This is a genomic window from Flavobacterium cutihirudinis, assembly GCF_003385895.1.
Classification (GTDB): Bacteria; Bacteroidota; Bacteroidia; order Flavobacteriales; family Flavobacteriaceae; genus Flavobacterium; species Flavobacterium cutihirudinis.
This window is the reverse complement of sequence record NZ_QRDQ01000010.1, coordinates 104,207-127,346: the sequence shown is the minus strand read 5'-3', so window position 1 is coordinate 127,346 and position 23,140 is coordinate 104,207. Positions and strand designations below refer to the sequence as shown.

General features: G+C 31.0%; 23 protein-coding genes and 1 tRNA gene. 11 read left to right on the top strand and 13 right to left on the bottom strand.

All coding sequences use genetic code 11. The annotated features are described in order from the left end of the window. Nucleotides 1-111: 111 nt before the first annotated feature. A complete protein-coding gene (locus tag BD847_RS15285) occupies nucleotides 112-867 on the top strand; it encodes a LuxR C-terminal-related transcriptional regulator (RefSeq protein ID WP_115889133.1) in 756 nt (251 codons plus the stop codon). A 60-nt stretch (nucleotides 868-927) separates the two neighbouring features. Here BD847_RS15285 and BD847_RS15280 read toward each other — a convergent pair whose 3' ends face one another. Then, a complete protein-coding gene (locus BD847_RS15280) occupies nucleotides 928-1,986 on the bottom strand; it encodes a BamA/TamA family outer membrane protein (protein WP_115889132.1) in 1,059 nt (352 codons plus the stop codon). A gap of 336 nt (nucleotides 1,987-2,322) precedes the next feature. On the opposite strand from BD847_RS15280, the gene BD847_RS15275 reads away from it, so the two are divergent. After that, the gene (locus tag BD847_RS15275; protein WP_115889131.1) at nucleotides 2,323-2,835 is read left to right on the top strand and encodes a hypothetical protein; all 513 of its coding nucleotides are present in this window, start codon (nucleotides 2,323-2,325) and stop codon (nucleotides 2,833-2,835) included. A gap of 38 nt (nucleotides 2,836-2,873) precedes the next feature. Here BD847_RS15275 and BD847_RS15270 read toward each other — a convergent pair whose 3' ends face one another. After that, nucleotides 2,874-3,194, bottom strand: coding sequence for a hypothetical protein (locus tag BD847_RS15270; protein WP_115889130.1), 321 nt, complete (start codon nucleotides 3,192-3,194; stop codon nucleotides 2,874-2,876). A 247-nt stretch (nucleotides 3,195-3,441) separates the two neighbouring features. Here BD847_RS15270 and BD847_RS15265 point away from each other — a divergent pair, with 247 nt between their 5' ends. The 7 genes from BD847_RS15265 (at nucleotide 3,442) to BD847_RS15235 (ending at nucleotide 9,777) form a co-directional block, all read left to right on the top strand. Next, entirely contained in the window at nucleotides 3,442-4,557 is a 1,116-nt protein-coding gene (locus BD847_RS15265; RefSeq protein WP_115889129.1) for an acyltransferase family protein, read from the top strand. A gap of 253 nt (nucleotides 4,558-4,810) precedes the next feature. Beyond that, the gene (locus BD847_RS15260) at nucleotides 4,811-5,269 is read left to right on the top strand and encodes an SRPBCC family protein (RefSeq protein WP_115889128.1); all 459 of its coding nucleotides are present in this window, start codon (nucleotides 4,811-4,813) and stop codon (nucleotides 5,267-5,269) included. A 390-nt stretch (nucleotides 5,270-5,659) separates the two neighbouring features. After that, on the top strand, nucleotides 5,660-6,364 hold the full coding sequence (locus BD847_RS15255) for a DUF6090 family protein (RefSeq protein WP_115889127.1): 705 nt from the start codon (nucleotides 5,660-5,662) through the stop codon (nucleotides 6,362-6,364). 10 nt (nucleotides 6,365-6,374) lie between these two features. Continuing rightward, on the top strand, nucleotides 6,375-7,190 hold the full coding sequence (locus BD847_RS15250; protein ID WP_147298517.1) for a DUF5694 domain-containing protein: 816 nt from the start codon (nucleotides 6,375-6,377) through the stop codon (nucleotides 7,188-7,190). A 297-nt stretch (nucleotides 7,191-7,487) separates the two neighbouring features. After that, nucleotides 7,488-8,288: an SDR family NAD(P)-dependent oxidoreductase gene (locus BD847_RS15245; RefSeq protein WP_115889125.1), complete on the top strand. Its 801-nt coding sequence runs from the start codon at nucleotides 7,488-7,490 to the stop codon at nucleotides 8,286-8,288. A gap of 226 nt (nucleotides 8,289-8,514) precedes the next feature. Next, complete coding sequence (locus tag BD847_RS15240) at nucleotides 8,515-9,066, top strand: GNAT family N-acetyltransferase (RefSeq protein ID WP_115889374.1); 552 nt, start codon at nucleotides 8,515-8,517, stop codon at nucleotides 9,064-9,066. 117 nt (nucleotides 9,067-9,183) lie between these two features. Beyond that, on the top strand, nucleotides 9,184-9,777 hold the full coding sequence (locus tag BD847_RS15235; protein WP_115889124.1) for a DJ-1/PfpI family protein: 594 nt from the start codon (nucleotides 9,184-9,186) through the stop codon (nucleotides 9,775-9,777). A gap of 240 nt (nucleotides 9,778-10,017) precedes the next feature. Here BD847_RS15235 and BD847_RS15230 read toward each other — a convergent pair whose 3' ends face one another. The 3 genes from BD847_RS15230 to BD847_RS15220 all read right to left on the bottom strand — a co-directional run bounded on the left by BD847_RS15230 (nucleotide 10,018) and on the right by BD847_RS15220 (nucleotide 13,492). Beyond that, complete coding sequence (locus BD847_RS15230; protein ID WP_115889123.1) at nucleotides 10,018-11,061, bottom strand: serine hydrolase domain-containing protein; 1,044 nt, start codon at nucleotides 11,059-11,061, stop codon at nucleotides 10,018-10,020. Between the two features lie 90 nt (nucleotides 11,062-11,151). After that, a complete protein-coding gene (locus BD847_RS15225; RefSeq protein ID WP_115889122.1) occupies nucleotides 11,152-12,207 on the bottom strand; it encodes a serine hydrolase domain-containing protein in 1,056 nt (351 codons plus the stop codon). Between the two features lie 253 nt (nucleotides 12,208-12,460). Beyond that, complete coding sequence (locus BD847_RS15220) at nucleotides 12,461-13,492, bottom strand: helix-turn-helix domain-containing protein (protein WP_115889121.1); 1,032 nt, start codon at nucleotides 13,490-13,492, stop codon at nucleotides 12,461-12,463. Nucleotides 13,493-14,073: 581 nt separating this feature from the next. On the opposite strand from BD847_RS15220, the gene BD847_RS15215 reads away from it, so the two are divergent. After that, nucleotides 14,074-14,649 (top strand): hypothetical protein, encoded by a 576-nt coding sequence (locus tag BD847_RS15215; RefSeq protein WP_115889120.1) that lies wholly within the window; start codon nucleotides 14,074-14,076, stop codon nucleotides 14,647-14,649. A 416-nt stretch (nucleotides 14,650-15,065) separates the two neighbouring features. Here BD847_RS15215 and BD847_RS15210 read toward each other — a convergent pair. From BD847_RS15210 to BD847_RS15200, 3 genes are all read right to left on the bottom strand, one after another. After that, a tRNA-Met gene (locus tag BD847_RS15210) sits at nucleotides 15,066-15,138 on the bottom strand. 127 nt (nucleotides 15,139-15,265) lie between these two features. Next, nucleotides 15,266-15,790, bottom strand: coding sequence for a DUF4269 domain-containing protein (locus BD847_RS15205; protein WP_115889119.1), 525 nt, complete (start codon nucleotides 15,788-15,790; stop codon nucleotides 15,266-15,268). Continuing rightward, complete coding sequence (locus BD847_RS15200; protein ID WP_115889118.1) at nucleotides 15,790-17,319, bottom strand: glycosyltransferase family 39 protein; 1,530 nt, start codon at nucleotides 17,317-17,319, stop codon at nucleotides 15,790-15,792. The genes BD847_RS15205 and BD847_RS15200 overlap by 1 nt, the downstream gene beginning before the upstream one ends. Nucleotides 17,320-17,544: 225 nt before the next feature. Between BD847_RS15200 and BD847_RS15195 the strand changes: the two genes are divergently transcribed. After that, nucleotides 17,545-17,964 (top strand): hypothetical protein, encoded by a 420-nt coding sequence (locus tag BD847_RS15195; RefSeq protein WP_115889117.1) that lies wholly within the window; start codon nucleotides 17,545-17,547, stop codon nucleotides 17,962-17,964. A gap of 83 nt (nucleotides 17,965-18,047) precedes the next feature. Here BD847_RS15195 and BD847_RS15190 read toward each other — a convergent pair whose 3' ends face one another. The 5 genes from BD847_RS15190 to BD847_RS15170 all read right to left on the bottom strand — a co-directional run bounded on the left by BD847_RS15190 (nucleotide 18,048) and on the right by BD847_RS15170 (nucleotide 23,070). Beyond that, nucleotides 18,048-18,599 (bottom strand): DUF4494 domain-containing protein, encoded by a 552-nt coding sequence (locus tag BD847_RS15190; protein ID WP_115889116.1) that lies wholly within the window; start codon nucleotides 18,597-18,599, stop codon nucleotides 18,048-18,050. 425 nt (nucleotides 18,600-19,024) lie between these two features. Further along, nucleotides 19,025-19,201 (bottom strand): histone H1, encoded by a 177-nt coding sequence (locus BD847_RS15185; RefSeq protein ID WP_035688967.1) that lies wholly within the window; start codon nucleotides 19,199-19,201, stop codon nucleotides 19,025-19,027. A gap of 641 nt (nucleotides 19,202-19,842) precedes the next feature. Continuing rightward, complete coding sequence (locus BD847_RS15180) at nucleotides 19,843-20,241, bottom strand: hypothetical protein (RefSeq protein WP_115889115.1); 399 nt, start codon at nucleotides 20,239-20,241, stop codon at nucleotides 19,843-19,845. Between the two features lie 2 nt (nucleotides 20,242-20,243). Continuing rightward, nucleotides 20,244-20,669 (bottom strand): hypothetical protein, encoded by a 426-nt coding sequence (locus BD847_RS15175; protein WP_115889114.1) that lies wholly within the window; start codon nucleotides 20,667-20,669, stop codon nucleotides 20,244-20,246. Nucleotides 20,670-20,919: 250 nt separating this feature from the next. After that, nucleotides 20,920-23,070: a hypothetical protein gene (locus BD847_RS15170; protein ID WP_115889113.1), complete on the bottom strand. Its 2,151-nt coding sequence runs from the start codon at nucleotides 23,068-23,070 to the stop codon at nucleotides 20,920-20,922. Nucleotides 23,071-23,140: the final 70 nt, after the last annotated feature.

The following is a 23,140-nucleotide window of genomic DNA, read 5'->3' as shown; positions in this document are numbered from 1 at the left end:
CAACACTTTGCCAACAAACCATCAAAAACCTCATTTTATTAATTTTACAATTCCATTTTTAAATATTTTTTATGTTTATTTGCCTTAACAAATGTTTAATGATTTTATTTTATGCTGACTGAAATACAAAACCTTCATGATGTCTGGGAAACCAATCGTACTGTTAAAAGCACCAACCAACATCAGATATCTTTTGATGATCTTACCAATTCAATTATCAGTACAGGCCCATTTTCATTTTATATAATTGATTTTTTTGATATGTCACTTTCGCATATCAGTCCATCACTGTTCCAATTACATGATTTTGATCCCGAAACCATAACTTTTAATGATGTTTTGGGTGCAATTCATCCTGACGATATTAACTTTGTTGTAAAAGCAGAAGCATTCCTCACAAAATTCTTTTATGAGAATATCGGACGCGAAAAATTATTGAGCTACAAAATAAGTTACAGCCACAGATGCCGAATGAAAAATGGTGAATATGCATTGTTTAATCATCAGGCTTTGATGCTGACAATGGACGATAATGGCGGATACGGAAAATCGTTAAACATTCATACCCGAATTGATCATTTGAGTAGTTTCAATACGTATAAAATTTCGCTGATTGGCTTAAACGGCGAGCCTTCTTTTATGAATTTAAGTTTGGATGAAAACAATTCTGAATCAAGTGAATTTTCTAAAAGAGAAATTGACATTATCAAACTGATTGGTAACGGATTAAACAATACTGAAATTGCTGAGAAACTTTTCATCAGCCCGTTGACAGTAAAAAAACACCGCAATAATATTCTAACCAAATCTAATTCTAAGAATACAGCAGAACTTGTAAAAAATTGTATTCTTCAAGGTATTATTTAACGAGCAAAAATAACAACTAGTGATTTATTCTAAAAGTTGAGAATGAACAATTCTTGACTTTTAGAAAGCTTCACCAATTCTAAAATAAACTCCCCAGTCACCTTTACCAACTGCTCCGTCTAAGCCCACATTAAATTTTGATTTTTTAAAAGGATTATAGCGATAACCTACTCCTGCACCCGGATATAATTTCCAGTCAAAACTAGGTGTATCAGAACCATAAATAGTTGCCACACCTGCAAAGCCAACCAAGCCCATTTTACCAAAATTATAACGGTATTCTCCCTGAATATCCATCAAGCCGGCACCTCGATATTTACCTTCAGAATAACCACGAATATCAACACCACCAATTGTACTTTGTTGCTCAAAAGCGACATCTCCTAATCCGAATTTCCCAAAAATTCGGGCAGCAATTACATCTTTTCCTTTACGCGTGGGGAAATATTTATTTCCCTGAAAAGAGATACGATTAGAAGCTAATTCATTATCCAGGAATTCGGGATACGTCGACCAGTCCAATTTAATTTTATAACCCTTTGTTGGATAATAAACAGCATCTCTGGTATCGTACAACAAATTAACAACCAACGCATTGGAATGCGAGATTGAAGATGGCGAAATATCATCTTCATAAACCGTGTTGTAATGCGAATAGGTATAAGAAAGACCGCCATAGAATTTTCCAACTATTTTGCGCTGACCTCCTACACTAAAAATAGTAACTTTAGTGCCATAATCATAAAAATCAGGCTGATCAATATCGTCAACAAAAAACTGTGAATTCTGATTTCCATTAAAAAAGAAAAATTTAGCACGCCATTTATCTTCATCAAAATACCATCTGTTGAAAAATGCTAATACATACGATTTATTAGTAGTATAAATCGCTGAAAGTCCTGATAATGATTTTGGAGAAATCGTATCGCTTTCTTTCACTTTATACATCATCATCGGAATGTCGCCAAACATAAATTCAAGATTCCGATTATAACTCAAATAAGGCATTACCCTTAATTCTATTTTCTTTTCTTTTTTGGGTACAGAATCTGTTTTTGTTTGTCCTGAAGAAAAAGTAATACAACCTGCAAAAAAGAGTAACACAAGAAAATGTCTCATTTGTATATTTATTTGGTTATTCGGATATTTCTTTACAGAGAAATTCTGTATGAGTAAATTTAACCAAAAAGTTTAAACAACTGAAATAAAAAAGGTTACAACCTAAAGAAAGATAAAAACAACAGATTAGAATTCATAGAATCGTGCAAAAAGTCAAACTTCTTTTTTCATTTAAGATATCACAAAATATTTACTTGAAATATTATTTACCTTTATAAAAATTAAAACCCATTCAATTAAATCTTCATGTAAATTCAGAGACTTCAGAAATCTTTATCCTAACACTAAAAGCCAATCAAACGTTTTATCTAATTTATTCTATTGTTATTAAAAATTATGAGAAGTATTTCAGTACTTATACTTTTATTATTTGCAAGTTCTTGTCGATTAACGCAACATTATACAAAGTATATTGATGAAAATGAGAACGGGAGAATGCATTTGAAAAAAATGAAGTTTAAAAAGTCTTTTACCAACGAAATGTCTAGCAAAATTGAAGCAGATTCAATCTATTTTAATTTTTACGAAGATGAAACGATAGCATTAAAAAGATATACTTATTTGAGATTTTTTAAGTCAGGCCAATTTGCCGTCTTTATTAGTAAAACGAATAAAGTTGATGTCAATAATATTCAAAAAGCGTTCATCGTAGGTTATTATAATGTAGTAAATGATGTTTTACTATTAGAAATCCCTAATACATCATTTAGCAAAGCAGGCAAGAGTTCTATTAGAAAATTTAAAATCGAAGGTGTTGAATTAAAAGAAATTAGGAAAAAGAATGAAACTGAAACAATATTTACTAAAATAAAAGTAAACGAAATAAAACCAGTTTCACCAGATTGGTAAATTTACAATATGTGAAGGCAATTTAAGAACTGGACTTTTTACGCATCGTTAATGGCATAGTCGAAAAGTACCTGAGCTAGTTTTTCATCCGTTAAAGAAATACCAATATTTGCCTCTTCAATAGCATCAAGAAAATAAAAAAAGTCAAAAAGGTTGAAATACATTTTCCCATTAAAATAATATTCTATTTTAGCTTCTGTTTTTTCTATTTCAAAGAATCCTAATTCATTATTTATACCAAAAGGTTTTGTCATATATATTTCCACAACTTCCGAGTCCATATTTATAGATTGAGACAAACAAAAGTTTTCAAACGTTCCTCCAGATCTGAAATACTTAATCAATTTTATTAAATTCATAGTTTGTTTTAATTAGACATTATTAATGACTTAATATCAATAAATATTAAGCAAGTAATAATATTTTAATTCCGAATAAGATTTAAAACGTTTTTTGCTATGCTTGCGAAACTACAATTGTTTTAAGGAAATAAAACTAACCAAAAAACTTTAAAATTCGCTTTTCTTTTTCGTGTATTTTGAAAACTTAAGTGTTATGTTTGTTTGAAATTCAGCGAAAAATCAAACTTAAAATTAGAAGTATATAATGAAAGAAAAATTGGAGATTAAAACTCATGAAAAGCTATACGGATTAGATCATTTACGAGCTTTTGCAATTATTTTGGTTTTCTTTTTTCATTATTATATCATAAGTAACGGAGAACCTGAATGGCTTCCTGGTGTAGCTTCATTTGGTTGGACAGGAGTTGATTTGTTTTTTGTACTAAGTGGATTTTTAATTTCCTCACAACTATTTCTACAGATTAAAAAAGGGCAATTAATTTCGTTTAAAGTTTTTTTCATTAAACGATTTTTCAGGATTATTCCTGCCTATCTGGCAACCGTTGCTATTTATTTCTGCATCCCTTATTTCAGAGAAAAAGAAGCTCTGCCTGCCCTTTGGAAATTTCTAACTTTTACTCAAAACTTTAATCTTAATTTAAAAGATTACGGAACATTTTCGCATGGCTGGTCGTTATGTGTAGAAGAGCATTTCTATTTTTTCTTGCCCATTATTCTAATCTTCCTTCAAACTTCAAAACTGTTCTCCAAATCATTTTGGCTACTAATAGGCTTGTTTTTATTTGGTTTTGCGATTAGATTCTATAATTTTAATTACTTATATCTGCCAAAAATTAATAACGAAAATAGCTGGATGTACTGGTATAAATTTATTTATTACCCAACCTACAATCGCTTAGACGGACTTTTAGTTGGTGTTTCGATTGCAGCAATTTATCAGTTCTTACCAAATTTATGGTTCAAACTTTCGAAATATGGCAATCATTTTATCGCATTAAGTTTAGTTATTTTGACAGTTGCTTATTTTTTATGTGAAGACTTATTGACTTTTAAGGTGTCCGTTTTTGGTTTTCCGTTAATTGCTTTTGGTTTTGGAATCCTGGTTCTTGGTTCAATTAGCCCTACAAGTTTTTTATACCAAACGAATTCAAAAATTACAACATTTATAGCCAATCTATCTTTTTCACTTTATTTGACACATAAAGGAATAATTCATACAACGCACCAACTATTAAAAGATTTTGAAATAGAGCACAATATAATGCTTCTAATTTGTATGATTACTTGCGTTCTTGGAGCATATCTTCTTCACTTGACAATAGAAAAGCCATTTATGAAATTAAGAGACAAATTTATATAGGAGCTATGAATAGTATTCTCTTTCAGTCTTTTAAATCACACATTTTTTTCTGTTGTTAGAAATTTGAACAATTAAATTTTTAAATATTTTAGAACCATAAAACACTTATCTACAATGTTTTATAGTAAATTTGAAGATAAACTCAAAATCGATAAAAAGTCGATAAAAGAATGTGTTTTAAGAAAATAAAGAATTTAAGTTATTAAATATTTAGAGGTGAAAAACTGATTTAAAACTTTAAATAAAGAAAGCAATGCAAAAATTACAATTTAAAAAAGAAATTAAAGCATCGGCTCAAAAGGTATATGAAACGATGCTAGGCTTAAAAAACAAAGCCACTTATGAATATTGGACAGCAACTTTTAACCCTACTTCTACTTACGAAGGAAGTTGGGATAAAGGAAGTAAAATCCTTTTTGTAGGCGTAGATGAAAATGGTAAAAAAGGCGGAATGGTTTCGGAAATTGCAGAACACCAACCGGCTAGTTTTATTTCGATTCGTCATTATGGATTTCTGGACGGAGATACAGAAGTTACTACTGGTGAACAGGTCGAAAAATGGGCAGGCGGACACGAAAATTACACTTTTCAGGAAAATAACGGTAGTACAACTGTAACCGTGGAAATGGATACTATTGATGAATATTTGGATTACTTTAAAAACACTTATCCTAAAGCATTGGATAAATTAGAAGAAATTTCATTACAATAAAGAAAAAATCCTCATGAAACGCTGTGAGAATGTCTCCTGATTTCTCACCCAAAACCTAGGTCAATTATTTTTTTTCATATCCTAAATAAACAAAAAGCTTCAGATTCCTCTGAGGCTTTTTTTTATCAAAAAACATATTATAAAAATTCAACCAAATTCAATAATTCTAGAAAAACAGATCAAATTTTTCTCATCATTTTATTTATAAAGCCATATTCACATTAAATATCAAAAACATCCAGCAAAATAAAGTCTTGCGATGATTTGTAATGGAAATATTATATATTTGGCGACAAATATTGTGAGATATTTATCATAAATATACAAGTTGCGTGTCATTTTCCGAATATAGAAATAACTAATTGAGATCTAAAAATTACAAAACTAAATATGCAAGACGAAATAATAAAACACACCAAAAAAATACATTCAGAAATGAGCAATAAAAATCATTCTTTCAAAGAAAAAGTAAAAGAAATACTGACTGAAATTTTAATTATTGTATTTGCAGTTACACTTTCAATCTGGCTTCACTCTTGGAGCGAAGAAAGACATCAGCATAAAGATGCACAAATATTTTTAACAGGATTGAAAGAAGATTTACAAAATGATATTAAAAATCTGGAAAACACGAGAAAAACTTTAAATGAAACGCAACAACAAATATCATTTGTTTTACAACTTACACCTCAAAAAATAGATAGTATTAAGGCGAACCATAAACAAATTAATTCAGGTACAAATTTCATTAATACAGTAATAAATAATGGCCGATATGAAGGTTTTAAATCTAGCGGAAAAATAAATACTATAGAAAATCAAAATTTGAGAAATAGGGTTTTGAGCTATTATCAACAAGCTATCCCACAAATAACACTTATCGAAGAGTCATACGAAAAACTAACTTCAAGATATGTAGATTTATTAATTTCGGGAAAAGAAGATGAAGATATAAATATTACGATACTAAGAAAGAAGGTAAAGATTATTTTATCAGGTATTGATAATTTTACCAAATCTGGTCAAAAGCCTTATGAAGAAGCTATTAAACAAGCAAGAGAAATTATAAAAGAGATTGAGAAAGAAGAAAAATAAAAAAAGAAAAATGAATTTCATTAAAACAATTTCTACATTTTTAATTGCGCTTTTAATTACGACAATAACTTTTGGACAAGAATCTAAACCAAAAATTAAAATCTTATTAATCGGGACAATCCATTTTGAAAACCCGCATACAGATACTTTTGAACTAAAAGCAGACGATTTTCTAAATGCCAAACGTCAAAGTGAATTAGAAGATTTAACGAATGTTTTATCTCAAACAAAAGCAACTAAAGTGATGATTGAAAAACCATCTGATAATCAAAGATCTATCGATAGTTTGTATCGTTTATATTTATCAGGTAATTACAAACTCACCGTTTCCGAAAGAGAACAAATTGGTTTTAGACTGGGTAAAAAATTAAAATTAAATCAAATAAATTGCGTAGATAAATTTTATGCAATGCACGATAGTTTAATGGCTGCAACCGCAAAAGGAAATGATCAACTTTATTTGCTAAAAGATTTAGGAGTTCATGCCAATGCACTGATAAATGATTATGATACTAAATTGAAAAAAGGTACGATTACCGAAGTTTTAAAATACATAAATAAGCCTGAGGAATTAAAAAGAAATTTATCAATTTATCTGAAATATTTAACACAAATTGGAGCCGGTAAAAATTTTGCTGGAGCAGAATATGTATCAGAATGGTATTTAAGAAATCTTGCTATTTATTCAAATATTATAAATCAAGTCGGACCTTCGGATAAATATGTCGTACTGATCTTTGGTCAAGGACATATACCTATATTAAAACATTTGCTACAAAATAATGACGATTTTGAAATTGTTGAAGTCAATAGTGTATTAAAATAAATTAGCGCTGTGATTCCCCAAGCACGAACGTCAGACTTAAACGAATAATGCTTCATCCCAAAAAAAACAGAAAAAGCTTCAGATTACTCTGGAGCTTTTTTCGTACTAGTCGGGAGGTATTAAAATTTTGAAGATTATATCGTATAATCCCATTCGCATCAACATGATGTGTAATAAAAAATGAAACACTCATCAAAATATATTACCTAATTCGCTAGATTTGTGTGGTTTGTAATATATCAAAATAAGTTTTGCGCCAGCTTGAAAAGCAACTCTTCTAACTAAAAAACCCTTAATATGACAAATACACAAGAAAACGTAGTTTGGATTACCGGCGCTTCATCTGGCATTGGCAAAGCAATGGCTTTTGAGTGTGCCGGATTAGGATATAAAGTTGTTCTTTCTTCCAGACGTAAAGAATTATTGGATAAAGTAGCAGAAGAAATAAAGAGCTTGGGTAAGGAAGCATTGGTAATACCATGTGATATAATGGAGGAAACCGATATTGAAAATGCTGTTCAACAAATCATTAAAACCTGGGGACGCATAGACATAGTAATTGCGAATGTCGGTTTTGGCATTTTTGGAAGCGTGGAAAAACTAACCGCCAAAGATTGGAATAAACAATTACAAGGCAATGTTACAGGCTTAGCTTTAACGGTAAAATATGCGTTGCCACATTTAAAGAAAAATAATGGCCGAATTGGTTTAGTAGGAAGTGTAGCCGCATATCTTCCTAATCCTAATATAGGCGCTTATGGCGCATCAAAAGCTGCTGTACACTCAATTGGTCAAACTTTACAGGTTGAATTAATGGGAACTGGTGTCAGTTGTACGACGTTGCATCCCGGATTTGTGGTCTCGGAAATTGCTAGAATTGATAATGACGGCGTTTGGCATCCTGAACAACCCGATCCGCGTCCGTCGAATTTAATGTGGCCTACTGATAAAGCGGCAAAAGTGATGATTAGAGCTATTCTAAAACGAAAGAGAAATTACGTATTCACCGCACACGGTAAAGTAATTGTGTGGTTGCAAAATTGGTTTCCGGGATTAGTGAGGCTTATAATTTCAAAAGGCCCAAAACCAGATTCATAAAAGAATTAATTTTGATAAAAGCATATCTTACGAACTAAATAAATTAAAGGAAAGCTGTACAAGTGACAATGATACTAAAAAAGTGCGTGTTGAAAGAATCGATTTATGTCAATGACTGTACATCGATCCAAATTTGTATGGCTTTTTTGCGGTTTTATATCATATAAAAAAGTTAGCGGTCAGTTCTTGACGACAAAAACTAATGATTAGAAACAAACATAAAATCATGAAGAAAGAATTTCCGACTATAAAAACCGAAAGACTTTTACTGCGACAATTCGCAGATCATGATCTTGAAAATGTTTTCAAAGGACTTTCAGATCCAGAAGTTATTAAATATTATGGAGTGAGTTTTCAAACATTGGAAGCAACTAAAGAACAAATGATTTTTTTTGCTGATCTTGAAAAAAACGATACCGGAATTTGGTTTGCCATTTGCTCTGCTGATAATAAAATATTCTACGGAGCTGCCGGGTTAAACAATTTAAGTAAAGAACATAAAAAAGCAGAAATCGGTTTTTGGTTAATTCCAGGTTTTTGGGGGCATGGAATTATGAAAGAAGCAATTCCGTTGCTTTGCAGTTATGGGTTTGGCAATTTAGACCTTAACAGAATTGAAGGATTTGTAGAGTCGGAAAATAAGAATTGTAAAAACGTAATGGTTAAACTTGATTTTCAATACGAAGGAACTATGAAAGACTGCGAAATTAAAAATGGCAAGTTTATAAGTCTTGATATTTATGCTAAAGTAAAAGATAATTTAATAAAGCCTGATTAAGAATTCAAGTAAAAAAAGCCATTGTCTCGTCATGAAAAAAGTTTACATATTTACACTTAATCCTAATCCCATTTTACTACCAGAACGTTAACGATAATTTTAATAGACATGAGAACTATGAACATAGCAGTATTACTATTTGACGACTTTGAAACCTTAGACGTTTATGGGCCTGTAGAAGTTTTTGGACGACTTGTAGATATATATAGTGTTGCGTTTTATTCACTAGATGGTGGGCAAATAAAAAATAAACATGGAGTTTCTGTCTTGTCTGCGAAATTGGAAGACATCAACAAGGACTTGGAAATATTTTTAATTCCTGGTGGCTTGGGTACAAGAAAAGAAGTTGAAAATAAATTACTCATTGACAAAATAAAAGAAATAGCAACATTCAGCAAATTTGTATTGACAGTTTGCACCGGAAGTGCATTACTCGCAAGGACTGGACTTTTAGATAATAAAACAGCAACTTCAAATAAACGAGCATTTAATTGGGTAATTTCAAATGGGATAAATGTAAATTGGAACAAAAGCGCGCGCTGGACAATTGACGACAAATATTATACATCATCGGGTGTAAGTGCTGGAATAGATATGGCTTTGGGCTTCATAAGTAACCGACACGGAATTGAATTTGCAAGAAAAATTGCATTTGAAATAGAATATAACTGGACTGAAGATAAGGACAATGACACTTTTAAAGCGGAATAGAAACTGTTGCCAACAGTTAATCAACGAATGGATTCTTCAAAGTAATCCAAACAAAAGCTTCAGATTTCTCTGAAGTTTTTGTTTTCATCGGGGGAAGTATTCAAATATCAAATCTCTTTATTAAGGATTATTATGCGATTTTTTAATTGGCATCTAAAAATTAATGATGTAGAAAACTAATATAATTGACTTGATTCAAATTCAAGCTGTTGTTTTGTATCGATTATTTTTATCTTATATTTATTTATTGATGTCATCAAACAATTTATCAACTACTTTTTCTAAAATTTCTCCTGTTTCACTAAAGCTGGTATTTGTCAATATGGATATCCCTATATTTTGTTTAGGATAAATTACAAACCAATTTTGCATTCCGTAAATACCTCCGTGATGTCTATAAATTAATTTATCATCATTTTCTAAAATGTACCAATGGTAGCCTTCCCAAAAATCAGAACCTTCTTTGTATAATTTTTTATGCGATTCGTTTACAACAGGATTTGACTTTTCTAGTTGCAATTTCATGTATTTCACTAAATCCGTAGTCGTAGAATGTAATCCAGAAATTCCGCCCCACAAAGTTCGATTGAAATTAGGCATTAACTCGTTTTTATCGTTATAACCTTTTACCAATCTTGTTTTATCATTTTCATTTAGTGTAAACTTCGTTTGGTTCATTTTATTTGGCTTCAAAATAAATTCATTTACCAATTCCTCATAAGGTTTTTGATACACTTTTTCAAGAATATACGCTGTCAACTCTGGAGCAGTGTTTGAATAGAAGTATGTTTCTCCAGGTTTCGTTTCAATTTTGATTAGTTTTAATCCTTCAAAAAAAGCCTTTTTATTTTCGCTTTTAATAGGGAAATTTGGAAATCCACTTGTATGTGTGATCAGGTGTTTGATTCTTATAGGTTCACCTTTAAATTCAAAATTAGGATAAGGTTCATCAAGATAGATTCTGATATCATCATCTAAACTTATCTTTTTATCAAGTACGGCTTTAGCGGCTATATAACCTGTAAAAGTTTTAGTTACAGAAGCCAATTCATAAAGTGTAGAATCGTTTGGTTTGTTTCCTTTTCCGATAGTTAATTCACCAAAATGTTTTATTGTGGCTTCTCCATCTTTGTAAACTGCAACAGAAACAGAATGAAATCTTTTGTCCTCTAATAACTGGACAGCGTTATTTGTAATCGCATTTTCAACACTTTGTTTATTGGTTTGATGAACACTTTTACATGCAAATAATGTGAAAAATAAAATAATAGTTAAATATTTCATTGTTGTAATTTATAGTTTGATTTTCTGATTAAGTGGTTGAATAGTACATAACGTTTAGTACTACAGCGGGTTTGAGATTGTATTAAGTCTTTACTTTTTTTCTGCGATGGAGGCAATCGTATTTACGACCTCATTTATTCCGTGTCGCTTATCCGTAGGGATAAACATTCCGTTTGCCAAAAGAATTACGGTTAGTCCTTTATCAGGAAATTTTCTAAAGGCTGTTGAGAGTCCTCCTGAAAAACCATAAGAAACATCATTATTCTGTTTTATCAAATCCAATCCATAGGTAAAATCTCTTTTGATTTCATAATTAAATGGAGCCAATAATTGTTTTTTCATTTTATCAGATATAAAAAAGCCATTGTCAAAGTTTGTATTCCATTCAATGAAAGCATCTAATGTCATATTAAGTGCAGCAGCTCCATATTCATACTCAGGAAAATTCCAGTTTCTTTTGAGAAACTCAGCTGAACCATCCGTATTCACATATCCGTAACTTAAATTTTCAACTACTTTTAGATTATTTCCTTCAAAGACAACTGATCGTACTACCGATTGGAATTGAGTATCAATAATAAACTGACTCAGTGTTTTATGAACAACTTTTTGAAAAATTCTGTTAAGCAACCAATAATTAGTTTGATTATAATCAAATTGGTTTCCTGGTGAAAATTTTATGCTGTCATTGTAAACCTTTTGTTTTGCATTTTCTTCATTTTCAGTTGTATAATTTACAATATCGGGCAAGCCTGACGAATGTGTTATTAGATTTTTTACTTGCACGTTTTTCCAAGTAATCGGCAAGTCATCTAAAAAATAAGAAATAGGACTTTCCAGAGCTATCTTATTTTCTTGAATTAATTGATAAACGGCAATAACCGACATTACTTTAGTAGTTGAAAACAATGGAAATAAAGTTTTATCTGTTACAGGAACTCCCATTTCGATATTCGCAAGTCCGTAGTTCATCTTGTGAATTAATTTGCCATCTTTTATAACCGCTAGGGCTAATCCTGGAATATTATATTGTTGCTGAACCTCTTTTATGTACTTATCAATTTCGTTGTTCTTTAAATTTTGAGCAGATATATTAGTTAATGGAAACAGATGTATGAATGTGGCTAAGAAAAATAGATACTTCATCGATGTGATATTTTATTTTGATTTAACGATTTTAGTTGAAATTTTATCGACAATGCACCAGTTGCAATTTAGCTTCATGATGCAAAATAGTTTTTGAAGTTGTGAGAAGAAGGAAGATGAAAATGTTTTGTATTATAACTTTCGGCGCTTTTGTCATTTTTAAGATTATTGATAATAAGCGCAAATATCCCGAATGCAGATTGTTTCGAGGTTTTAATTTATAAGATAGAAGTTCAATTCTATAATATTGAACCTATTTTAAGGAGGATTTTTGATATTCTGCAGGAGTTAGTCCTGTAATTTTTTTAAACGCAGTAAAGAAGGAGGATTTTGAATTAAAACCACAATCATAGCCTAAACTTTCTATTGTATAGTTTTTCTCCGTTTCTAATAATTGTTTTGCTTTTTCAATTCGATATTCTTTAATGAGATTTGAGAAAGATTTTCCTAAAATTTCATTTACATACTGAGATAATAAATGCTTTGTTATTTTTAGTTCATTTGCTGCTTCTTCAAGCGTGAAATTTGAATTGAGAAACGCTTCCTTTTCAATTAAAATTGATAATTTTTGGCCTATTTCATCCAGCATCTTTTTGTCAATTTCCTTGTTTTGATATTTCTTCTTTTCATGAAAAAAAGTAGAGTCACTACTTTTTCTGAAAATTAAAAGCAAAACAATCAGATAAAGAATAAATGTAAATGACAACGCTCCAATTATATAAGATGTATATAATGCAAAATTGTAGGCTAACCAGATAAATGCAACACCTAAATAAATGCTTAAAAACCAAAAATCTAATTTCTGTAAACTCTCTTTCTTTTTGAGCTTGAGAATAACTGGCCAGAGGTATTTTAATGATAAAGCAATATAGATGAACCACTGAAAGTATATTGCATTTACAATCCATCTACTCCAAACTTCGTGATGTTCAACGTAAGGATAAAAAAATCCAATAATGGTTATAGCAGTCAAATAAGGGATTACATGTATTTTCCAATTTGGTTTTTCGTTTTCCATCACTGATTTGAGATATAAAAAAAGAAAAGGACCAATTAGAACACAGGCAGAAAGTCCAATCTGAATAAAGATATTGGATAAGTGCGGATTAAAATAGAAAAAAACCGATTTGACAATTCTAATACTTAAAACTAAAAGTAATAGGGATAAAAAATAGTTTGTAAATTTTTTATTTTTAGCATTTATGGCAAAATACAAGGAAAGCAAGAAACCATTAAAAGCCCCTAAAGCACTAAAAAAGAAAAGCAGTTGGTTAGATTGTATCATTTTTTATATTACTTGTCGCATAGAATCACTATGAATCAATTGTTAGGAGAAAATCCTCAGTTTATATTCGATAAATTTTGAAACCTTTTTTTAGGTTTACATTGTTTTACTGTGATAGTAACTAAACACAAAACTTAACAAAACTTCATATATGAATTGTTTTGGTATACATTTTCAAAAGTAACCAAAAAAGATTGCAAATCATTAACAACATATTGCTTACTAGTCTATGATTTGGAAAAGAATTCTCGATAGCTGTAATATGTAGACAATGATAGCGCAGATTTGCAATCTGAGTTTGCAATGAGAATTTAAAAAAAAAGCTTCAGATTTCTCTGAAGCTTTTTTACATGTAGCGGGAACAGGCCCCGAACCCGATCGGAATCTGTAGAGAAATTGTTGTCGAACCATAAAAAATATCGTCTAAAATCCGTTACAAGTGATTTGGGCATTAGGTTTAATTTAAATATAGTTTTGTACTTGAGAGAATTTTGTGAATCTGAAAAATAACGTTAATTTAGTCCCAACCCGTTTGTAGCATCAGAAAGTTAGCTGCAAGCCATAAAATTATATCCAAAAAGATGGCCTGGCAAGATTTAAAATTCTATAAACCTATCGACAAAACAGAGTTGAGCAATGCTAAAAAGTCAATTGAAAACATAATTGCTGAAAAATTGGCTCCTTTTGGATTTAAAAAGCTAGGACGAAAATTGATTCGAAAATCAAATGATATTATACATATTATTCATTTAGATTCCCGTGGTTCGTGGAGTGGTTCTTCAAATTCAATGCAAACAGAATTTGCTATTGTTTCGATTTATGATACTGATATTCTGGTGGAAAATTTTGAGCCAATTTCTAGTTCCTACATTCAACACTTGAAACCTGAATTAAAGAATTTTTATCAAATTACACAGGAATTTAATCTTTTCTCGGAATATTTAGGTCAAAAAATAGTAGAGATTATATTGCCATATTTTGATAGATATATGAGTTCTAAAGATGTTCTTGAAAAAAATATACAAATTGGTAAAACCAAGAATCTGAATCAACTTTGCATTTTATCGAATACTAAAAACCTCACTGAAGAAATTGAACAAGATTTGAATACTCGAAAAAGCATGGTATTAAAAAAATTGAAAATTACAGAACACTAGGCCAGTAATCAATTACCGTTAACCGCCCTATCGCCCTGGTATGTAGACAACAATAGCCCCGATCTCCGAAGAGTTCCTTATGAAAAGCTGCGCAAATGTCTCCGACTTTGCGCATTTTTTTTATGTGTTAGAAATTGTAAACGTTTTAAAAGTCTCCCGACTTTTGTCTGTTTCGTTTTAGAATAATTTTTAAGTAGGTAAAATAATTAAATTTATAAAAAACGAAATTATTAGCAATATAGAATAGAGATATTAAGATAAGGCCTAGTTTAAAGTCAGAGACTTTATAGATGTTTTCGTTTTTTTAATTGGATTTAAAAAATGGCGCAAAGTCAGAGACATTTGCGCAGCTGCACTAAAATCTAAATGACTAAAAAACAAAAAAGCTCCAGATTTCTCTGAAGCTTTTGTCTTAGTAGCGGGAACAGGACTCGAACCTGTGACCTTCGGGTTATGAGCCCGACGAGCTGCCTACTGCTCTATCCCGCGATGTTTCGGGTGCAAAGATACACAGTAAATACAGTTTTCCAAAGAAATTAGTGAAATATTTTTTATAAAACTGCTTTTCATCAGTAACTCTTTAAAATAAAGCTAACTACGTTTTATATTTCTAAAATTAGAACTTATAATTCAATAGTTCTAAGTATGGATTACCTTTCAAACCTAATAATTGAGCAAAAGCGGGCTCTGTTTTAAGACCATCTTTTTTTAATTTTATAATTTCCCTGCGGAAGTCATCTCCATTTTCTTCCAAAATCTGATGTTCGATTATCATATGTTTATAGCCATTCTGCTCTTTTGTTGGTACATTTTGTCCGAAGATTTCAATTTCGAAAGCAGAAGTCAAAAAACTTGCAATAACAGTTTCTTGCTGATTTATAATATTTTCCCAAATTTTGAAATCTTTTTTATTTCCAAAAGATTTTTGAATTTCAGAAATAAATTGAGTTTTATCGCTCCAAAAACAAATAATATCAAGATCACTATTCACAATATCAATATTAATCGGAATTGTACCAACAAGTAAAGGATCAAACTCCGAAAGAAGCTCCATAATTTTGTTTTCTTTTAGATCTTTATAAGCGAGAATTTGCTTAGGATTTCCGGATTTTAAATACATTATGTTGCTAAAATCTGTCATTACTCTTCATTGTAATTTGTTTCTTCTTTTATTTCTTGTTCTAAACGTTTATTAATATCGATTTTAGCGTTTGTAAAAACAAAAATTGTTGTTCTATATTCCCGGGCATATTTGTTTGTTATCTGTCCACCAATAAAAGCCGATTGAAAAAACGGACTTGTTTCAGCAAATTCATTGCTTTCCTCTTCATATTCTTTAATTCTTATTAGATTCTTGTAATGAATATTGAGGTTGAACCAATTCACATAATCGGCATTAAAAGAAACTGCTTTTATTCCTTTTCTTGTATAATAATTTATAGCTCCCGCCTGACCATAATTATCACAAAGTACCAAAGTATTTTCTGATTTAGGAAACAATGTATAAAGCGAATCTGTTTTTCTTGCAAGTTCCTGCCATCCAAGCATATCCGCAAAATCCTGAGGCAGTGCATGATCTTTCCCATCTTCCCAACGTAACATTCCGAATTTTTTATATTTTTCCGGATGTTTATAAATATATTCAGGACTCTTATTTGGAAAAGCCAAATTATACATCGGTATAAAAAACAATAATGGAATTAGAATAAAAATCGGTTTCAAATAACGTCTTGCGCCTGTTTCTAAAATTTTATCTAAAAAAGTAGCGCCGAAAGCAATATAAATTGGGTACAAACCAATCGCATAATACGCTTTGGCCTTAAAATAAATAAATACTAAAAGTGTAAAAACAAAAGATGCAAAAAAAAATTTGTATTTAGCAAAAGGTTTATAAAAAAGTAAAGCATAAAAAGACGCCAGAATAACAAAAAAAGCACCAATAAAAAATAGCAATTGCTCCTTTAAAAAACCAATACGATCAACATTGACCAATTGTGTTTCAGCCAATTCTTTCATGTGATGCACAATCGGAAAATTATTATTGTACTGCCAAAGTATATTTGGTAAAATCAATAACAACCCAAAAATTAAGGCTAAATACAGCTTTTTCTCTGCAAATAATCTTCTCTGTTGAGACAATACAAGTGCTGGTAAAAGACCTATCAACAAAAAAAGAATATTGTATTTGTTTAAAAATCCAAATGCAAACACAGCCGCCCCTATGTAGAGCCACTTCGGTTTTTCGGTAGTTATATATTGAACTACAACATAATAAAATGCTGTCCAACATAAAACATCTAACGAGTTTGGCTGGTACAACATATTGATTCTTAAAAGTGATGAGAAGATAATACAGATTGCTCCTAAAATCAAAGCATACAAATTTCCTTTTAGAACTTCGATAGTCTTCCATACAATAATCAAAGTTATTGCACCAAAAAGAGCTGGGAAAAATTTCACCCAGAAAACGGAATTCCCTAACAAATAAATAAGGTACGAAAACCATGATGTTACGGGCGGAACTGATAAATATCCCCAAGCCAAATGATGTGCCTGATCGAGATGCAAATACTCGTCACGCTGCAAATCATACTCCGAATCTATCAGAACACATTGCAAAATAAATTTTAGGAAAACGAACGCTATTAAAATAAATGTTTTTTTGTTCATGAAGATTTTGGGTTACTTAAGTTTCTTTTTGCCTGTTAATGTTTCTTGAATTAAATTGTGATTTTGTAGCTAAGATAGAATTTATTTTAATTTCTTAATCGCAGTACTAGTTTCAAAAAAAAAACATAAACAACACGTTATTAATTACTTACACAAAATCCATATTTATTGAATCAATATTTTTTTTACCTTTAATACATTGCAACAACTTAAAAAAAAAAGACTATGAAAAAAAGACTATTGATTGTAATGGTTTTATTAGGAACCATTTCTCTTGCAAGTGCACAAGGTGTAGGAGATATTACAAAAGCAGCCAGTAAGGCATCCAAGGTTGCTGTACCCTCGTTTGATGTTGCCAGTATTTCTAATCAGGTTATGGGATTACTGAATCCTAAGCTGAAATTAACCGATGCACAAAAACCTATAGTAAATTCATTGGTTAATGAAACTCTAAACAAAAAGAAAAATATTTTGCCAACAATGGCAACTGATAAATCTGGTTACACTTCAAAAATGACAGGCAATAGAGAATCTTTTATTGCTAAAATGAAAAAGAATATAAGTCCCACACAATTTACAGCGCTAACTGCTTTATTGCCAAAATCAGCGTCTGTCGCATCACCATTGGCACAAATGCTTTATTAAAATGCTAATAATAAAAAAAGCAAAATAGAATCTATTTTGCTTTTTTTATTATAAACTAATATAGTTTGAAAATCAAAGTGTTTTTATAGGCTTTCTTCTAAATATGCGGCATCAAACTCCATTGTATCCTCTACTTCGGTTGCTACTGGTCTAGAAGCTTTAAGCGCATTAAATCTTTCAAGCATCCCTGTTTCTCCTTCTTCTCCACTAAAATATGGAAAAACATCCATAATTGGTGATTCTGAAATAGCAGGAATTGAATATTCCCCCATTGTATTTTTCATAACATGAATCGTATTATCAAAAGCTTCTCTTACATCATTTGCCTGAACAAGCATATACATATTTGATTTTCTTTCTTTTCCACTTTCTTCATCATAAGCAATCAAAGATACCTTCGATTTAAACCAACGATCAGCATTCTCAAATGGATGAATCTCAGCATAATTAGCTACTTTTATATTGGTTATTTTGAATTCTTCACTAATATAAGCCGCCATTTCCTCATTGATTCTCTTTTCTGCTTCCGTATAAGATATTGCATCTACCAAATAAGGTTCTGTTAGAACTTTCTGTCCTCCAGTTTCGTCCGTTTTTCTATATTTTACTTTGCATTCGTACCAAATTGCGCTCATATTTTTTAATTTTTAAGGATGCCAAAGATAGATTTTACAATGAAAAAATGTCTTAAAATATGAAATAGATATTCACAATTTATAAAGCAAATTTGTAATGTTTTAGCATTGAAATACTTATAATTATTATTATAAAAACTAATTCTAAAGAAATTTACCTTGCCCTCTAATAACATACAAACTCAAAACTAGAGATTCAATTATCATTATTTCTTTATCTCAGTTATCAACCTACTATTTTAATTATTGATAATTTTAAATGATAATTTTAAATGATAATTATGAGTTATCATTAGTTATTTATGAAGCAAAAATGCAGATTAAAAATTTAGAATATTGTCTCGTCAAATTTTCGACTTTTAAGTAAAAAAAAACCTCGTTTAAAATACTTAAACAAGGTTTTAATTTTTGAAATACGAAGTGTATTATTTTTTTGATTCTTCGATAGAAACTTTTCTGAATTCTTTTAAAAGTTTTTCAATTTCTAAAGTAGCTTTTCTAGCTCTTGGTCCAGCAGCTTTGATTCCTTTTTCAGTTAAAGACTCAGCTTCTGCTCTAAATGTGTCAATTTCGGCGTTGATTTTTACTAATAGATCTTTCATGCTTATACTTGTTAAATTAAGTGGCAAAAATAAATGTTTGCCAGAAAGATAACGCACATTTAGTGTTAAAATTGTAACAGTTTAAGGCTACTCAGTTAATATAAAAACATCATTCAACATTGACTATTCATAATCAATGGATTACAAAATCAATATTACCTCTTTTTTTAAATTTACTTTTAATTTAATTTATAAATATGTGTCACAAAATACCTTATTTATAAGGTATTTCACAATATTACCTTATGATAAAGATAAAATCAACGATGCAATCAAAGGTATTTAGCGCTATTTATCTATAATTTTCAATGCAGTTTAACTTTTACTTTTTAATAATTTTCACTTCGATTTTATTTTCATGAGAATCAAAAACTCCAAATGCTTTAAAAGTTCAATTTCTAATCAATTAAAATTTGTCTAAAAACGGAATATCTAAAAACTGAAGCAAGTAATAGTAATCAAAAAAACAACTTAAAAAATTTATTGTATAAGTTAACAAAATGGTGCTTTAAAAAAACTCAGGAGTGCTCGTAAGGCGTTTGGAAGACAGTATAATTCGTTACAAAAAACCATAAAAAAAAGGATATAGATTTCTCAATATCCTTGTTATGTTTTTTTTAAAATCTAATACTATTATAGCGTTACATTAAAAAAAATAATGCCTTATAAAAATTATGAGACTGCATTTGAAGAATCGGTGCAGTAAAACCCACTTTTTCAATATTCTGCAATTTACATTCTGATTTTCCTGAAAGATGCATTTTTAATTCTTTAACAATCTCAACTCTCGTTTTTGAATCATCCAGTAAGATTAAACTATTAACTTCTTCTAAAAAAGACAAACCTCCATAAAGTTGTTTATTAAATAAGCAAACTAAAACATTATTTCCTTTCTTATCTAATTTTAAATATTCAATCATTTCAAATTTATCATAAACAACAAATATTGAACGATCGAAATATTTTGATTTATTTTCATCTGAAAGTATAAAAGAGCTTTCTGAAAAATCAAATTCATCTTTGAATCTTCTTTTAAACATTTTTAGAAAAATCCCTTTATTATCACTGTACCTATTGGCCCTGTTGGTCCTTGATCTCCCTGTGGTCCCGGAACTCCTTGTGGCCCTCTTATCTTTGTTATTTGTTCTGGAGTAAGATTATCAATATTAAAATCTTCGCTTTTGGCAATCCTTACCCATTTCCCATCCCAATAGTAAAACCCTGGGGTAACATCATTACTATTCGCTGTATTATATACCAATAAACTTGCTGCAGGAGCAGTAATAGGAGTCTGCTCGGTTGTTTTTACTAATGCAATTCTTGGTATTAGAAGACCTCTTCTATTCGAAGTGATATCCAATTGAGCAGAATTATCAGGATTTACAGTTCCAATTCCCGTTTGCGCATAAGTGAAGGCACTCAGCCCCACTGCAGCAAACGTCAATACCATTTTCTTTTTAAATTTCATTGTTATTGAATTTTATTAATACTCTCTAGTGTAACTTTATATCATCAAACACTTTTAATTTGAGACGCAAAGGTCTTTTTATTATATCTTCTCATTTACCTTTAAAAGTTTTTAAACTTATAAATTAAGACATACCCAAAACACTTAAGGTTTGCTTCTTACTTATAATTCTTTAGGAAAGAGAAATGATCATTCTTGATAAAAAAAGGGAGAAACATGCGCCTCTCCCTTTTTTATTGTTAAGAATATTCTAGAATTTAGATAATGTCTGCCATTTTAATGGAGAAACAGATTCTAAAATAATCTGATATGAATTTGACTGACCAATAGTCATTCTATTATCTGCTTCATCAATTGTTCCTGAAGTAACAACTGCTTTTACAAAAGCATCATCATTATTATCTATTCTCTTAATAGTAAACACTTTTCCAACAAATGACTCATCAGTAACCGTAGGCAATGTAAATGTTAAATTACCAGTAACAGTACTTGCATCAATAATTATCACATTATCAGTATTAACATCTAATGTATCATTTGAAGAAATTTTCTTAAGACTTAACTTATTACTTACTGGATTCTGCCATTCTACTTTACCAGCAGCATCAGTTGTTGTTAAAACCTGACCTTTAAGACCTCCGTTTATTTTAAGAGCAGCATCTGCATACAGTACGTCCGTACCTGCAGCTGCACCACCAATTGTAATAAGACCATCTTCAGAAGTTAAACTTCCTTTACCATTTGCATCATTATTAATCTTAACCCAGTTTGGAGATTTTTGTTCCCATTCAGTAGAACGTTCTGCAGCTGTTGTTTTTGTTCCAACATATGCGTATATATCACCGTTTGGATCTTTTATAATTGCATCAAGTGTAGTAATTGCACCTGGTGCCCCCGGTGCGCCTGTAGCTCCTGCAATTCCATTTGTACCGTTAAGGCCATTGATCTTCACCCAGTTTGGAGATTTTTGTTCCCATTCAGTAGAACGTTCTGCAGCTGTTGTTTTTGTTCCAACATATGCATATATATCACCGTTTGGATCTTTTATAATTGCATCAAGTGTAGTAATTGCACCTGGTGCACCTGGTGCGCCTGTAGCACCTGCAATTCCATTTGTACCGTTAAGGCCATTGATCTTAACCCAGTTTGGAGATTTTTGTTCCCATTCAGTAGAACGTTCTGCAGCTGTTGTTTTTGTTCCAACATATGCGTATATATCACCGTTTGGATCTTTTATAATTGCATCAAGTGTAGTAATTGCACCTGGTGTACCTGGTGCGCCTGTAGCACCTGCAATTCCATTTGTGCCGTCAACACCATTGATCTTGACCCAGTTTGGAGATTTTTGTTCCCATTCAGTAGAACGTTCTGCAGCTGTTGTTTTTGTTCCAACGTATGCATATATATCACCGTTTGGATCTTTTATAATTGCATCAAGTGTAGTAATTGCACCTGGTGTACCTGGTGCGCCTGTAGCACCTGCAATTCCATTTGTGCCGTTAAGGCCATTGATCTTCACCCAGTTTGGAGATTTTTGTTCCCATTCAGTAGAACGTTCTGCAGCTGTTGTTTTTGTTCCAACGTATGCGTATATATCACCATTTGGATCTTTTATAATTGCATCAAGTGTAGTAATTGCACCTGGTGTACCTGGTACGCCTGTAGCGCCTGCAATTCCATTTGTGCCGTCAACCCCATTGATCTTGACCCAGTTTGGAGATTTTTGTTCCCATTCAGTAGAACGTTCTGCAGTTGTTGTTTTTGTTCCAACGTATGCGTATATATCACCGTTCGGATCTTTTATAATTGCATCCAGTGTAGTAATTGCACCTGGTGCCCCCGGTTCGCCTGTAGCTCCTGCAATTCCATTTGTACCGTTAAGGCCATTGATCTTCACCCAGTTTGGAGATTTTTGTTCCCATTCAGTAGAACGTTCTGCAGCTGTTGTTTTTGTTCCAACGTATGCGTATATATCACCGTTTGGATCTTTTATAATTGCATCAAGTGTAGTAATTGCACCTGGTGTACCTGGTGCGCCTGTAGCACCTGCAATTCCATTGCCCCCAACATTCGCAATAGCCACTGACAGATCATTTGCATTTATAATTCTATTCCATTTTCTATCTACTGCTGTCCAATAGTAGTAACCTTCAGTTACATCAGATACATTTGCTGTATTATAAACTAATAAACTATTTGCGTCAGCATCTAAATTTTTAACTGTTGTTGCATCACTAGTACCAGTCAAAGCTACACTAGGTATTAAAATACCTTTATTATGTTTTCCCTCAAAAACTTGTAACTTTGATGCTTCGTGCGGATTTAATGTTCCTACACCGACTTGCGAATAAGCCGAATAACATCCTAAAACGAAAACCAAAGGGAGTAATCTATTTTTCATAAAATCTTAATTATTATATATTTATTTATTCTTAAGTATTTACAATTCAACATCTAAATTTGAAAGTGCA

Excerpts from the sequence above, each read along its gene's own strand:
- BD847_RS15285 (WP_115889133.1), top strand. The coding sequence starts at position 112 with ATGCTGACTGAAATACAAAACCTTCATGATGTCTGGGAAACCAATCGT.
- BD847_RS15280 (WP_115889132.1), bottom strand. The coding sequence starts at position 1,986 with ATGAGACATTTTCTTGTGTTACTCTTTTTTGCAGGTTGTATTACTTTT.
- BD847_RS15275 (WP_115889131.1), top strand. The coding sequence starts at position 2,323 with ATGAGAAGTATTTCAGTACTTATACTTTTATTATTTGCAAGTTCTTGT.
- BD847_RS15270 (WP_115889130.1), bottom strand. The coding sequence starts at position 3,194 with ATGAATTTAATAAAATTGATTAAGTATTTCAGATCTGGAGGAACGTTT.
- BD847_RS15265 (WP_115889129.1), top strand. The coding sequence starts at position 3,442 with ATGAAAGAAAAATTGGAGATTAAAACTCATGAAAAGCTATACGGATTA.
- BD847_RS15260 (WP_115889128.1), top strand. The coding sequence starts at position 4,811 with ATGCAAAAATTACAATTTAAAAAAGAAATTAAAGCATCGGCTCAAAAG.
- BD847_RS15255 (WP_115889127.1), top strand. The coding sequence starts at position 5,660 with ATGCAAGACGAAATAATAAAACACACCAAAAAAATACATTCAGAAATG.
- BD847_RS15250 (WP_147298517.1), top strand. The coding sequence starts at position 6,375 with ATGAATTTCATTAAAACAATTTCTACATTTTTAATTGCGCTTTTAATT.
- BD847_RS15245 (WP_115889125.1), top strand. The coding sequence starts at position 7,488 with ATGACAAATACACAAGAAAACGTAGTTTGGATTACCGGCGCTTCATCT.
- BD847_RS15240 (WP_115889374.1), top strand. The coding sequence starts at position 8,515 with ATGAAGAAAGAATTTCCGACTATAAAAACCGAAAGACTTTTACTGCGA.
- BD847_RS15235 (WP_115889124.1), top strand. The coding sequence starts at position 9,184 with ATGAACATAGCAGTATTACTATTTGACGACTTTGAAACCTTAGACGTT.
- BD847_RS15230 (WP_115889123.1), bottom strand. The coding sequence starts at position 11,061 with ATGAAATATTTAACTATTATTTTATTTTTCACATTATTTGCATGTAAA.
- BD847_RS15225 (WP_115889122.1), bottom strand. The coding sequence starts at position 12,207 with ATGAAGTATCTATTTTTCTTAGCCACATTCATACATCTGTTTCCATTA.
- BD847_RS15220 (WP_115889121.1), bottom strand. The coding sequence starts at position 13,492 with ATGATACAATCTAACCAACTGCTTTTCTTTTTTAGTGCTTTAGGGGCT.
- BD847_RS15215 (WP_115889120.1), top strand. The coding sequence starts at position 14,074 with ATGGCCTGGCAAGATTTAAAATTCTATAAACCTATCGACAAAACAGAG.
- BD847_RS15205 (WP_115889119.1), bottom strand. The coding sequence starts at position 15,790 with ATGACAGATTTTAGCAACATAATGTATTTAAAATCCGGAAATCCTAAG.
- BD847_RS15200 (WP_115889118.1), bottom strand. The coding sequence starts at position 17,319 with ATGAACAAAAAAACATTTATTTTAATAGCGTTCGTTTTCCTAAAATTT.
- BD847_RS15195 (WP_115889117.1), top strand. The coding sequence starts at position 17,545 with ATGAAAAAAAGACTATTGATTGTAATGGTTTTATTAGGAACCATTTCT.
- BD847_RS15190 (WP_115889116.1), bottom strand. The coding sequence starts at position 18,599 with ATGAGCGCAATTTGGTACGAATGCAAAGTAAAATATAGAAAAACGGAC.
- BD847_RS15185 (WP_035688967.1), bottom strand. The coding sequence starts at position 19,201 with ATGAAAGATCTATTAGTAAAAATCAACGCCGAAATTGACACATTTAGA.
- BD847_RS15180 (WP_115889115.1), bottom strand. The coding sequence starts at position 20,241 with ATGTTTAAAAGAAGATTCAAAGATGAATTTGATTTTTCAGAAAGCTCT.
- BD847_RS15175 (WP_115889114.1), bottom strand. The coding sequence starts at position 20,669 with ATGAAATTTAAAAAGAAAATGGTATTGACGTTTGCTGCAGTGGGGCTG.
- BD847_RS15170 (WP_115889113.1), bottom strand. The coding sequence starts at position 23,070 with ATGAAAAATAGATTACTCCCTTTGGTTTTCGTTTTAGGATGTTATTCG.